Below are 12,635 nucleotides of genomic sequence, written 5' to 3' on the forward strand. Positions count from 1 at the left end.
TCCGTTGCGTCCTGCCGGGGGCGGGGCCCAGGTCCCCGGCGCTCCCGGCCCCCGGCAGTCCCGGCCCCCCCGGCAGTCCCGCCCTGGCACCCAACCGTTCCGAGGAGCGCCCTTGTCCACCACCGCAGACGCACCCTCGCCCGCAGACGCACCCCCGCCCGTGGAAACCCCCGCGACCGGGTCCGCAGCCTCGCGCGCAGCTCCGCCCCCGGACCCGGCAGGCTCCACCTGGCGGCTGCTCCTCGGCTACGTACGACCGCACCGCTGGACCCTGCTGGCCGGGGCCGTGCTGGCGCTGGTCACCGGGGCGACCGGTCTCGCCCTGCCGCTGGTGGCCAGTGCGCTCATCGACGGCCTCTCCCATGACAGATCCGTCGCCGGGCCGCTGGTCTGGATGTCCGCACTGGTCATCACCAACGCCGCGCTCGGCGCGCTGGGCACCTACGTGCTGCAGCGCACCGCCGAGTCCGTCGTCCTCGGCGCGCGGCGTGCCCTGGCGTCGTATCTGCTGCGGCTGCGGATCACCGCGCTGGACCGCAGCGAGCCCGGCGACCTGATGGCGCGGATCACCTCCGACAGCACCCTGCTGAGCGAGGTCACCACCGACTCACTGGTCGGCCTCGGCACCAGCGGGCTCACCCTCGCCGCGACGCTGGTGATGATGGGCCTGGTCGATCCGGTGCTGCTCCTCGTCACCGTCGGCGTCATCGTGGGGGCGGGCACGGTGATCGGTGTGATCGTGCCCCGTATCACCAAGGCCGCCCGGCACGCCCAGGAGGCGGTCGGAGCGATGGGCGCCTCACTGGAGCGCACCCTCGGCGCACTGCGTACCGTCAAGGCCTCCGGCGCCGAGCACCGCGAGGAGCAGGCCCTCCACTCGGCCGCCGTGGATTCCTGGCGGCAGAGCGTACGGGCCGCCAAGTGGTCGGCGCTGGCCGGGAACACCGCCGGGCTGTCGATGCAGATCGCCTTCATCACGGTGCTCGCGGTGGGCGGTGCCCGGGTCGCGACCGGCGCCATCGACATCGCCACGCTGGTCGCCTTCCTCCTCTACGTCTTCTACCTCATGTCGCCGATCCAGCAGGTCGTCACCGCCGTCACCCAGTACCAGAGCGGGGCGGCCGCACTGTCCCGCATCCAGGAGGCGCTGCACCTGCCCGCCGAGCCGTCGGCCCGGCCCGCACCGCTGCCCGAGCCGGCCGCCGAACCCGCCGCGCTCGCCTTCGACGACGTCTGCTTCCGCTACGCCGACGACCTCCCGCACGTCCACCACGGAGTGAGCTTCACCGTCCCCGCCTGTGGCATGACGGCCTTCGTCGGTCCGTCCGGCGCGGGCAAGACCACCGTCTTCGCCCTCATCGAGCGGTTCTACGACCCGACTTCGGGCCGCATCGCACTCGACGGCCGCGACCTCACCGACTGGGACATATCCCACCTCCGCTCGGCCATCGGCTACGTCGAACAGGACGCCCCCGTCCTGTCGGGCAGTCTGCGGGACAACCTCCTGCTCGGCAACCCGGACGCCGATGCCGCGGAACTGCGCCGCGTACTGAAGACCACCCGCCTCGACGGGCTCGTCGCCCGCCTTCCCAAGGGCCTGGACACCCTCGTCGGCCATCGCGGTACCAAGCTCTCCGGCGGCGAACGTCAGCGGGTCGCCATCGCCCGCGCCCTGCTGCGCCGCCCGCGCCTCCTCCTGCTGGACGAGGCCACCAGCCAGCTCGACGCCGTCAACGAAGCGGCCCTGCGCGAGACCGTCGCCGACGTCGCCCGCACCACCACCGTCCTCGTCGTCGCCCACCGGCTGTCCACGGTCACCATGGCCGACCGCATCGTCGTGATGGAGGAGGGCCGGGTACGCGCCGTCGGCACCCACCATGAACTCGTGGCCGCCGACCCGCTCTACGCCGAGCTGGCCGCCACCCAGTTCCTCGCCACCGCGGATCCGCCCCCCGCCGCGGTCCCCGGACCGGCCCGTGGGACGGGTGCGGCGCCGGGGTCACCCGTATGAGCGCGGCCCGGGGCGCGTTCGGGTGCACACCGGGCCCGTCCGGTACGGCGATTCGGAGCCCCGGGCTCCGCTGACCCGTGAGGGAGTCCGGCCCGACGGGTACGCGTCCGGTATGCCGCCGTCACGACCGGACGGCCGGTCTCGCCACCGTCGGCCGGAAGGATCCCGATCCCGATGCCTGCCCCGTTCGTCCGTCGAAGTCCGCTGCCCCCGGCCGCCGTGGCCGTCCTCGCCGCCACCGCCCTGCTGGCCACCGGCTGCGGCAGCGGCGGCAGCCCGCGGTCCGCCGGCAGCGGACCCCCGTCCGCCGCCACCGCGTCCGCCGGCCCGGCGGCGCGGCCCGGCGGCACTGCCGCCAAGGTGCCCGAGGAGCTGAACTTCACCGCGGCCACCGTGAACGGAAAGGACTTCCGCGGTGCCACCCTGGCGGGCAAGGACGCCGTCCTGTGGTTCTGGGCGCCCTGGTGCGGTGTCTGCCGGGCGGAGGCGCCGACTATCGCCAGAACCGCCGCCAAGTGGCACGGCAAGGTGACCTTCGTCGGCATCGCGGGCCGCGCGGGCGCCGCGGACATGCGACGGTTCGTCACCGACACTGGTCTGAAGGGCATGCCGCACCTCATCGACGAGGACGGCTCGCTGTGGGCCGGGTTCGGCGTCACCGCACAGCCCGCACTCGCCTTCGTCGACGACGACGGCACGGTCGACACCGTCCCCGGCGGACTCGGCGCCACGATGCTGGACGACGAAGTCGAACGGCTGACCCTGAAATGAGCGGCGTCCCCTACGCCCTGGCCCTGACCGCGGGGATGCTCGCCGCCGTCAACCCGTGCGGCTTCGCCCTGCTGCCCGCGTACCTGACGCTGTTCATCTCCGGAGACCCCGGCAGCGGTGATGTCCCGCGGCGCGGCCCGGTGCTGCGCGCACTGGTCGCCGCGGCCGCCATGACCACGGGCTTCACCACCGTCTTCGGGGCCTTCGCGCTGCTCGTCTCCCCCCTCGCCCGCTCCCTGGAACGCTCGCTGCCGTGGGCGACCCTCACCATCGGCGTACTCCTGCTGGTGCTCGGCGGATGGCTGCTGTCCGGGCGCGCGCTGCGCCTGCCCCTGCCGCGGCTGCGCACCACCGCCCACCCGGCGGACTCCGCCCGCACCATGGCCCTGTACGGCATCTCGTACGCGCTCGCCTCACTGTCCTGCACCATCGGGCCCTTCCTCGCTCTGACCTCCACCGCGGTGCGCACCGGCAGCCCGGCGGGGGCGATCGGGGTGTTCGCCGTGTACAGCGCAGGGATGGGCGCCGTCGTCGGTGTCCTCACCCTGGCCGTGGCCCTGTCCCGGCAGGCCCTCATCGCCCGTATCCGCCGGGCCCTGCCGTACGTCACCCGGGCGTCCGGCGCCCTGCTGCTGCTCGCCGGCGCGTACGTCGCCCACTACGGCTGGTACGAGATCCGGCTACGGGACGGCGCCGCGGCCGAGGACCCGGTCGTGGCCACCGCCACCCGCTGGCAGGGAACGCTCACCCACTGGCTGGACGCCGCCGGTCCGGCACCCGTCCTGGGGAGCCTGGTGCTGCTCGCCGTCGGGGGCTGGACGGCGCGGGCGGTGCGCAGCCGCCGGCGCCGCACTCCTGGCCCCCTGGAGCCCGACCCATCAGAAGGGCACTAGCCCGCCGGGCTGTCGTCGTGCACCTGGCGGTGGGTCAGTGCCCACCAGATCTCCGCGAGGTCGGCCGGGTCGCGCAGGCTGGTGCCGGTGATCTCCTCGAAGCGGCGGAGCCGGTTGCGCAGCGTGTTGGGGTGCACATAGAGGGTGCGCGCGGCGGCCTCCAGGCGCAGCCCCTGCCGTAGGTAGGCGGCCGCCGCCTCCTCCAACTGGGCGCCGTCCTCGCCCCGTTCGGCCAGTGGCGCCAGGCGCAGGCGTACCAGCTGTTCACCGACGGCCGGCATCGCCACGACCGTGGCCCGCAGACCCAGCTCCTCGTGGGTGAACGTCCCGACGAGCCCGCAGCCGACGGCGGCGCGGAGCGCCAGGGTGGCCCGGGCGAACTCCGCGGCGAGTCCCGATGCGGGCGCGGGGGCGCCCAGCCCTACGACCAGCCCGCGGCACAGTCCGCCCGGGCGGCCGGCCAGCAGTCCGGCCGCATCCCCGTCCACGATCGTGACCAGGGGCTTCCCCGCGGCATCCAGAGCGAGCCAGGGGCGCAGCAGATCGACGGCCCGGGCGAGGACGCCCTCATCGGAACCGCGAGCGCCGTCGCCGGAACCGCGAGCGCCGTCGCCGGAGCCACGGACGCCGTCGCCGGAGCGGACGGCGGCGCCGGGCAGCCGGGCGCGGAAGGGGATCCGCAGGGCGGTGCTCCAGTCGTACCCGCCGTACGCCGCCGCGGCGACCGTCCCCGTACCGTCCGTCCTCAGGCCGTCCGCCCTCAGGCCATCCGTCCCCGTACCGTCCGCCTTCACCACGTTCGCCTCGCCGAGCAGCAGTGCGCGGACCAGCGCGGTCCGCCGGTGGTACGCCACCGTGCCGGTCCGGGGGCCGGACCGGCAACTGCGGACGATGTGCAGGGTGTTGGTGTCGACCCAGACGCGGAGCGCCTCGGCGATCGGCAGCAGGTCCTCGGCCGTGCCGTGCCGGGCCGTCACCTCCTCGCCGAAGCGCCGCCAGGCGAGGTCCGTGCCGATCCGGTACGCGGAGATGATGTCCTCGACGGGCAGGGCGCGGGCCAGGGCCGTCACCTCGTCGAGGTGTCCGGCCGGGATGGCGTACGCCGGGTCGCCGCCCTGTCCGGATCGTCCGGATCCCGACGGCCGGCCTTCCCCGCCGGAGCGGCATTGCGTCCGGCGCACCCGCTGCACCAGCGACAGCCCGTTCCGCAGGGACGCCGTCACCCGCGGCCGGAGCTCTTCGGCCGATACCGCCGCGTAGGACGGGAGTTGGGCTCGGAGGGCGCGGACGATCTCGTCGGAGAGGATGTCGATTCCGGCGTGCAACGCGGTGACGGCCTCCCGCACCGTTGTGGAAGTCTCCACCCATCCCCTCCCGACTCGGTGTCTTTCCCCATGGCGAAAGCGATCATTCGCCGCCATGCTACGAGCAAGCCGACCGAACCCCTACAGACGTTCGATCCTGGACGACCCTTCCGCGGTCCCCGGGAACCCTCTGTGGTCCGGTACCCGGCCCCGCAGTGCCTCTGGATCACCCCCACACCCGCAAGGAATTCCATGGCCGTTCCCTGGCGCCGTATCGCGGTGCCCGCCGCCGCAGTCGGCGTACTCGTCCCCGCCGCCCTCGGCACCCATGCCCTGCTCTCGGGCTCCGGCAATTCCGGCGAAACTCCCGTCGGGATACGGGCCACCGGGTCCGCCGACCCGGACAGCGCGCCGGACGACAGCACGAGCGCCGCCAACCCGGAGGGTGGCGCCGTCGTCGCCAAGCCCTCCACCGCCCCCGCCGGTGCCGGCCGTTCGGTTCCCGTACGGCTCTCGTCGTACGACGCCCGCAACAAGCGGGCGGTGCTGAAGCCGGCCGACGGCAAGACCGTGCGCAAGGGCGATGTCATCGCCGCCGCGCCCAACCGGCACGCCCCGTCGGGGGCGCTGTTCAAGGTGGGCGAGGTCACCGGGTCCCAGGGTGGCGAGGTCCGGGTGACCACGGTCCCCGCGACGCTGCCTGAGCTGCTGGGCGACCAGAAGGTGGACCAGCGGGCGGCGCTGCGAGCCGGTGAGCTCACCGTCAAGCCGCTCTCTTCCGGCGTCACCGTGCAGCAGCCGCCGGCCGGCGGTGACAAGGACAGCGGTACCCCGGCCGCGCCGTCGGACGGCGCGACTCCGTCGCCCGACGGTGCGAGCCCGTCGCCCGGCGGCACCGGTGGCGCCGACGCCGGAGTCACCACCGGTGGTGCGGGCGAGAGCACGCCGCCCGCGGGTTCACCCAGCCCGTCGGCTTCCGCTTCCGCCTCCGCCTCCGGCGCGGCACGCGATCAGCTCACCCGCTCCGGCGCCCGTGCGGCGCACACCGTCTCGCTCGCCTCGTCGCGTACCGGTGCGCTGTCGCCCGCTGCGGCGAAGGCCGCGTCGAAGACGCCCGCCGGTCTGCGGCTCGGGGTCAATGTGCCGCTGCCGAAGGGCGTGGAGGCGACCGGTAAGTCGCCGGCCCGGCTGTCCGGCGAGGTGACGTTCCGGCCCGAGCTGATCTTCCAATACCAGAAGCGCGGCGGGCTGAACCTGCTGCCGGAGCGCGCGGCCATCGGCCTCGGCGGCTCCTACGGTTACGCCTGGCAGGTGCACGGTAAGGTGCGCGGAACGGCGGACACCGGGGAGACCGCGGTGCCGTTGGCGGCAGTCACCGGACGGCACGTCTTCTGGGTGGGCCCCGTCCCGGTCGTGGTCAGCACCGAGGTCACCTTCACCTACCGCTTCACCGCCGACGGCAGTATCGAGCTCGACGCGGACCAGCGCACCTCCGGTTCGTTCGCCGTCGGCGCGAACTACGACCGCGCGCACGGGTGGCAGCCGCTGCACAAGGCGCAACAGCAGACCAAGGGCGCCGCACCCCGGGTGGCGGGCGCGGCCTCCGCGACCGCCCGCGTCGGGGCGCGCGCCCAGGTGTTCCTCTACGACACGGCGGGCGTCGGCGGCGATCTCTCCGTCCACCTCACCGGACGGGCCGCGGCGGCCACCGACGGCGGCGCTCCGGCCTGGGCGCTGAGCGCGGGCTACGACCTGAAGACCGAGCTGATGCTGCAACTGAAGATCTTCGGCATCGAGATCGTGGACCTCAGGACCACCCCCTTCGCCCTGCACGACGAGCGCAAGCTCTTCGGCAGCGGAAAGCTGCCGCCTGTCTGATCCCGCGGTGTTCCGTCCGCCCGGGTGAGCCGTGTCTCACCCGGGCGGTGCCGCTTGTCTGTGCAACAAGTTGCATAGAAGGATCGGGGGCGACCCTCGAGCCGGAAAGGCGCACACCCATGGCGGATCCGCTGCTGTTCCACCCGCACACCTACGACCCGGCGCACTTCGACCCCGAGACCCGCAGGCTGCTGCGCGCCACCGTCGACTGGTTCGAGGCCCGCGGCAAGCGGAAGCTCATCGAGGACTACCGCTCCCGCGCCTGGCTGGCGGATTTCCTCGCCTTCGCCGCCGAGGAAGGGCTGTTCGCCACCTTCCTCACCCCCGCCTCCGCCGCCGACGGGCAGCCGGACCGGCGCTGGGACACCGCCCGGATCGCCGCCCTCAACGAGATATTCGGCTTCTACGGGCTCGACTACTGGTACGCCTGGCAGGTCACCATCCTCGGCCTCGGCCCGGTCTGGCAGAGCGACAACGCCACCGCCCGGGCCCGCGCCGCCGAACTCCTCTCCCAGGGCGAGGTGTTCGCGTTCGGCCTGTCCGAGAAGGCCCACGGTGCCGACATCTACTCCACCGGCATGCTGCTGGAGCCCGACCAGAACGGCGGCTTCCGGGCCAGCGGGTCCAAGTACTACATCGGCAACGGCAACGCCGCCGGACTCGTCTCCGTCTTCGGCCGCCGCACCGACATCGAGGGCCCGGACGGCTATGTCTTCTTCGCCGCCGACAGCCGCCACCCCGCATACCACCTCGTCAAGAACGTCGTCGACTCGTCGAAGTACGTCAGCGAATTCCGCCTCGACGACTACCCGGTCGGCCCCGAGGACATCCTGCACACCGGCCGGGCCGCCTTCGACGCCGCCCTCAACACCGTCAACGTCGGCAAGTTCAACCTCTGCACCGCGTCGATCGGCATCTGCGAGCACGCGATGTACGAGGCGGTCACCCACGCCCACCACCGGGTCCTCTACGGCCGTCCCGTCACCGCCTTCCCGCACGTGCGCCGTGAGCTGACCGATGCCTACGTCCGCCTCGTCGGGATGAAGCTGTTCAGCGACCGCGCCGTCGACTACTTCCGGTCCGCCGGCCCCGACGACCGCCGCTACCTGCTCTTCAACCCGATGACGAAGATGAAGGTGACCACCGAGGGCGAGAAGGTCATCGACCTGATGTGGGACGTCATCGCCGCCAAGGGCTTCGAGAAGGACACCTACTTCGCCCAGGCGGCCACCGAGATCCGGGGCCTGCCGAAGCTGGAGGGCACGGTCCACGTCAACCTCGCCCTGATCCTCAAGTTCATGGGCAATCACCTGCTGAACCCGGCCGAGTACGCGCCCGTCCCGGCCCGCCTCGACGCCGCCGATGACACGTTCCTCTTCCACCAGGGGCCGGCCCGCGGCCTGGGCGCCATCCGCTTCCACGACTGGCGCACCGCCTACGACGCGTACGCCGAGGCCCCCAACGTCGCCCGCTTCCGCGAACAGGCCGACGCCCTGTGCGAGTTCGTCACCACCGCCGCCCCGGACGAGGAGCAGAGCCGCGACCTCGATCTGCTCCTCTCCGTCGGCCAGCTGTTCGCGCTCGTCGTCCACGGCCAGCTGATCCTGGAACAGGCGCGCCTGACCGGACTGGACCAGGACGTCCTCGACGAACTCTTCGCCGTCCTCGTCCGCGACTTCTCCGCGCACGCCGTCGACCTGCACGGCAAGGACTCCGCCACCCCGGAGCAGCAGCGCTGGGCGCTGGCCGCGGTCCGCCGTCCGGTGGTCGACGAGGCCCGCTCGGCGCGCGTCTGGGAGCGGGTCGAGGCACTGGCCGGTTCCTACGAGATGACTCCGTGATCCCTCGGGACGGCGCGGCCGCTCAGGACAGCGCGCAGTACGCCTTCGTGGCGGCTTCGCCGGTGTGGAGCTGCCCCGGTGTCCCCGCGATCATGTGGTACTCGTTGTTGGCGTGCACCACCTGCCGGCTGCCGTCCTCGCTCGTCAGCCATTCGCTGAAGTAGCCGAGTACGGCGCCGTTGTGGCCCCAGGCCCACTGTCCGCACGGCAGCTTCAGATGCTCGATGCCGAGCCCGTATGCGGCGGTTCCCTCGGCGTTCATGGGGACGGTGGTCTTGAGCTCCGCCATCTGCGCGGGCGGCAGCAGCCGCCCGGTCAGCAGTGCCCGCCCGAACGCGGCCAGGTCGTCCTGGGTCGACACCATCGCACCGGCGGGACCGAAGACCTGGACGTTGGAGGCAGTGACGTCCCTGATGAGGACGCCGACCAGCGGGTACATGTAGCCGCGCAGGTAAGTGCCGTACAGGGCCGGGTCGGAGGTGGGGAAGGTGGTGTCGCGCAGGCCGAGCGGCTCGATGATCCGCTGCTTGATCTCGGTGGCGGCGTCGTTGCCGGTGACCGCCTTGATCACCATGCCCGCCAGGACGTAGTTGGTGTTGGAGTAGCCGAACTTCTGGCCCGGCGCGCTGTTCGGCTTGTGCTGCTTCAGGGCGATGTTCACCAGCGTCTGCGGCGGCCAGGGCCGGCGGGGGTCGGTGTTGAGGACGTACGGCACGGACACATCCACGCTGCCGGCGTACTCGGGCAGCCCCGAGGTGTGGTTCAGCAGCTGACGGAGCGTGATCTTCGAGCCGTCGTAGCCGTTGGCGCCGACCGCGCCCGGAAGCCATCTGGCCACCGTGTCGTCCAGTGAGAGCCGGTGCTCGCTCTCCAGCTGGAGCAGCACGGTGGCGGTGAAGGCCTTGGTGTTGCTGCCGATCCGGAACCGCGCCTTGGGGTCGGCGGGCACCTTGGTGGCCAGCGAACCGACGCCCGCGTGCACGTACTGGGTGGTGTCACCCTTGCGTACGAGGCCGATCACGCCCGGGTATCCGTCGGCGACCCCCTTCTGGGCCCCGGCCCGCAGGATGTCCGCCGGAGTCGGCTCGGCCGCCACCGCCGGACCGGCGCCGATCACGGCGGCGAGGCCGAGCGCCGCACCCGCGGTGGTCAGACGCAGGGACCACGTACGACGGGACTGCGAACGGTGGGCCTCGGGGCGCCTGGACTTCATGGGACTCCTCATGGTGCCGGGGACATGTGCCGCCGTCGGATGACGTGAGAGTGCGGCCCAGCGTGACTCGGTCATGCGCCGATGGGGAGCCATTTTCCGGACAAATATCCGAGTGATGGATTTCTGTGCAAATAGTGCACTAGTGGATGGTTCTAGGGCTGCTTCCGCTCGGTGCGGGTGGCTTTGGGGCCCGACGCGGCCATCCCGGCCGCTGTCGGCATGAAGTCACCGACCAGCTCGTTCAGTTCCCGTACGAGCGGACGCAGCAGCCGGAACCGGGTGAGTGCGATCGCCCGGGCGACGATCGGGGAGATGCGCTCGGCGAGACGGCGGGTGTTCGCGGAATCGGGGGTGCGGTCGTAGACCCAGAAGAGTACGAGGCCCATCTGCGTCAGCCACATCAACCGGGGCAGCGGTTCGGCGAGTTCCGGGTCGGCCTTCGTGGTGGACCCGGCCAGCACCCGCCGGTGCACGTCGATCGCGGCATCCCGGGGGCCGGCGGAGTCGGGGGAGAAGGGGCTGAGCGGGCTCTCGGGGTCGGCGGCGTTCTTGAAGAACTGCGCCGCGAACTCGTGGTACGGCTGGGCGGTGTCCACCCAGGCCAGAAGGACCCCGCGCAGCCGCGCCGCGAGGTCCTTCTCCGTGGCCAGCACCTCCACGACGGCCGCCTGGTGCTCCTCGGCGATCCGGTCGTAGAACCCCTGGATCAGGTGCTCCTTGGAGCCGAAGTAGTAGTACGCGTTGCCGACCGAGACACCGGCCTCCTTGGCGACGGCCCGCATCGTGGTCTTGTCGTAACCATGCTCCTGGAAGAGGCGCAGCGCCGTCTCCATGATCAGGGTCCGGGTCTGCTCGCTCTTCGGGGCGCCCTTCCGCGGGCTCTTCGGGGTCGCCGTCTTCTCCGCCTGTTCCATGGCTGCGAGCCTAATCGGGGACGGCGCAGCCACCGGCACAGGCGTCCGGTCCGGCGGCCGGCGCGGCCGTGGGCGGGATGGCGGTCCAGCCGCGGGCGGGGTCGTACACCCAGCCGCCGTTCGGGCCGTCGGCCCGCAGGCCCCATGGCGGGGCGGGCGCGGCGGGAGGGGGCTGCCACACGGACGGGACGGGCGTCCGCGTGGCCGCGTCGCGGTACTTGGCGGCCGCGAGCACGGCCGCCTTCGCCAGCGGCGCGCCCGACGGGGAGCCGAACCGGTGGGACATCGGCCGGTACCCGGCCAGGGACCACAGGCACACCACCCACGCCGCCGCCCCCGTGTAGACCTGCCCGGCGTCCCCGACCACGGCGATCTCGCGCAGCGTCGCCGCATGGTCGAGTTCCGGGAAGCGCCGCCGTGCCTCCCCGGAGCCGGCCGGGACGGGATCCAGCGGTACGAGCTGCCGCTGCCGTACGAGCCAGTTCCGTACGAAGGTGCACAGCGAGCAGCCGGCGTCGTACAGGACTGTCAGCCGGCGGACCGGGACCGGGGCCGGGGCCGGGGCCCGCAGGCCCCGGTCCCGGTCGTCGAGGGCGGTCAAGGTGCTCACGCCCCCGTGCCCGGCGCGAACGCCCCGTCACCCGGCTTCGTCCAGCCGGTCGGCGCGACCGGCGGCACCTGCTCACGCTCCATCAGCCCGCGGCGCCGGATCTTGTTCAGTACGTAGACGTTGCCGAGGTGCAGCACGCCGAGGACCAGCAGGACCACGCCGAGCTTCACCGACAGCGCCTCGACCAGCTCCCGGGCGTCGTCCACCGCGTCGGCGGAACGCAGGTACAGCGTGACGAAACCGAGATTGACGAGGTAGAAGCCGACCACCAGCAGATGGTTGACGGCGTCGGCGAGCTTCTCGTTCCCGTGCAGCACATCGGAGAGGAAGATCCGCCCGGCTCGGCTGAGCGTCCGCGCGACCCACACGGTGAGACCGATGCTGATGAGCAGGTAGACGACGTACGCGACGACAGTGAGGTCCATTCCCCAGCCCCTCTTGAACGTGTTCAAAAACTTGCTGTGCCGAGGACTGTAGACCTGCTTTTGAACATGTTCAACTCTGGAGGCGGGGGAGGTGGGGTGAGGTGGGGCGGGGCAGGGTGGGGCTCAGGCGTGGTCGACGAGCTGCGCATGTCCCTTCTGGCGTGCGCAGTGGGCGCAGCAGAAGAACTGCCCGTCCGACTGGAGGCCGTGGCCCAGGATGCGGCAGTGGCAGTTCTCGCACACCGGAGCCATCTTCTGGGCGGCACATTCCAGGCTGTCGAAGATGTGTTCGGCGCCGGCCGCGCGCACCTCGAACGCCATCTCGTAGTCGTTGCCGCACACTTCGCACACCGCCATGGACGAACACTCCTCGCGCTTGCTTCTCGTGAGCTGTTCCGGGACACGATGAGCCTGAGCCGAGTGCCAGGACGGCGCAAGGCAACGGGCGGCGCCGGCCCGGCCGATCACTCGCCTGGGCCTGGTTGGGTGTTCTTGATGGTGCCCGCGGCGACTCCGGCCGGATGGCCGGAAGGAGCGTGCGCCCGCAGCGGCGCGCTCCCCGACAAGCGCCGGCAAGCGCCGATAAGTCTGCCGTGCGCCCTATCGCCGCGTAATGGCGGGGGAATACGCGGCGTAGTGCCGTTCTCACTCTCAAGTGGCATGCGCTCGTCCGGAAAACGTTCTGGCGTCGGTTCCGTCAAGCGATTCGCGAGAAACGATCAAAAGCAGCAACTATTGACCGAACAGTTGCGTCATCTGTGCAAAGTTGTTTGGC

The 12,635-nt window shown here is 72.0% G+C and carries 11 protein-coding genes; 5 read left to right on the top strand and 6 right to left on the bottom strand.

Features of this window, described 5'->3' with window-relative positions; translation table 11 throughout:
* Window positions 1-160: 160 nt before the first annotated feature.
* From AZE13_RS29865 to AZE13_RS29875, 3 genes are all read left to right on the top strand, one after another.
* Window positions 161-2,011 carry an ABC transporter ATP-binding protein gene (locus AZE13_RS29865; RefSeq protein WP_079124521.1) on the top strand — a complete coding sequence of 617 codons (1,851 nt, stop codon included), beginning with the start codon at window positions 161-163 and terminating at the stop codon, window positions 2,009-2,011.
* A 174-nt stretch (window positions 2,012-2,185) separates the two neighbouring features.
* Complete coding sequence (locus tag AZE13_RS29870; RefSeq protein ID WP_066938878.1) at window positions 2,186-2,782, top strand: redoxin domain-containing protein; 597 nt, start codon at window positions 2,186-2,188, stop codon at window positions 2,780-2,782.
* Complete coding sequence (locus tag AZE13_RS29875; protein WP_066938881.1) at window positions 2,779-3,675, top strand: cytochrome c biogenesis CcdA family protein; 897 nt, start codon at window positions 2,779-2,781, stop codon at window positions 3,673-3,675. Before AZE13_RS29870 ends, AZE13_RS29875 begins: the two co-directional genes overlap by 4 nt.
* Here AZE13_RS29875 and AZE13_RS29880 read toward each other — a convergent pair.
* Window positions 3,672-5,039 carry a PucR family transcriptional regulator gene (locus AZE13_RS29880; RefSeq protein WP_258528078.1) on the bottom strand — a complete coding sequence of 456 codons (1,368 nt, stop codon included), beginning with the start codon at window positions 5,037-5,039 and terminating at the stop codon, window positions 3,672-3,674. The two genes, AZE13_RS29875 and AZE13_RS29880, sit on opposite strands and share 4 nt — an antisense overlap.
* 192 nt (window positions 5,040-5,231) lie before the next feature.
* Here AZE13_RS29880 and AZE13_RS29885 point away from each other — a divergent pair, with 192 nt between their 5' ends.
* Both AZE13_RS29885 and AZE13_RS29890 read left to right on the top strand, forming a co-directional pair.
* Window positions 5,232-6,857 carry a hypothetical protein gene (locus AZE13_RS29885; RefSeq protein WP_066938887.1) on the top strand — a complete coding sequence of 542 codons (1,626 nt, stop codon included), beginning with the start codon at window positions 5,232-5,234 and terminating at the stop codon, window positions 6,855-6,857.
* Window positions 6,858-6,976: 119 nt separating this feature from the next.
* The gene (locus tag AZE13_RS29890) at window positions 6,977-8,698 is read left to right on the top strand and encodes an acyl-CoA dehydrogenase family protein (protein WP_066938890.1); all 1,722 of its coding nucleotides are present in this window, start codon (window positions 6,977-6,979) and stop codon (window positions 8,696-8,698) included.
* A 22-nt stretch (window positions 8,699-8,720) separates the two neighbouring features.
* Here the strand turns inward: AZE13_RS29890 and AZE13_RS29895 are convergent, their stop codons facing one another.
* The 5 genes from AZE13_RS29895 to AZE13_RS29915 form a co-directional block, all read right to left on the bottom strand.
* A complete protein-coding gene (locus tag AZE13_RS29895; RefSeq protein WP_066938893.1) occupies window positions 8,721-9,911 on the bottom strand; it encodes a serine hydrolase domain-containing protein in 1,191 nt (396 codons plus the stop codon).
* A gap of 152 nt (window positions 9,912-10,063) precedes the next feature.
* Window positions 10,064-10,825 (bottom strand): TetR/AcrR family transcriptional regulator, encoded by a 762-nt coding sequence (locus AZE13_RS29900; RefSeq protein WP_066938895.1) that lies wholly within the window; start codon window positions 10,823-10,825, stop codon window positions 10,064-10,066.
* A gap of 10 nt (window positions 10,826-10,835) precedes the next feature.
* The gene (locus tag AZE13_RS29905) at window positions 10,836-11,426 is read right to left on the bottom strand and encodes a thiol-disulfide oxidoreductase DCC family protein (RefSeq protein ID WP_258528082.1); all 591 of its coding nucleotides are present in this window, start codon (window positions 11,424-11,426) and stop codon (window positions 10,836-10,838) included.
* A gap of 5 nt (window positions 11,427-11,431) precedes the next feature.
* Complete coding sequence (locus AZE13_RS29910) at window positions 11,432-11,860, bottom strand: hypothetical protein (RefSeq protein WP_066938898.1); 429 nt, start codon at window positions 11,858-11,860, stop codon at window positions 11,432-11,434.
* 123 nt (window positions 11,861-11,983) lie between these two features.
* Window positions 11,984-12,217 carry a hypothetical protein gene (locus tag AZE13_RS29915; RefSeq protein ID WP_066938899.1) on the bottom strand — a complete coding sequence of 78 codons (234 nt, stop codon included), beginning with the start codon at window positions 12,215-12,217 and terminating at the stop codon, window positions 11,984-11,986.
* Window positions 12,218-12,635 lie beyond the last annotated feature (418 nt).

The sequence above is a fragment of the Streptomyces sp. NBRC 110611 genome (assembly GCF_001590865.1).
Lineage (GTDB): Bacteria > Actinomycetota > Actinomycetes > Streptomycetales > Streptomycetaceae > Streptomyces.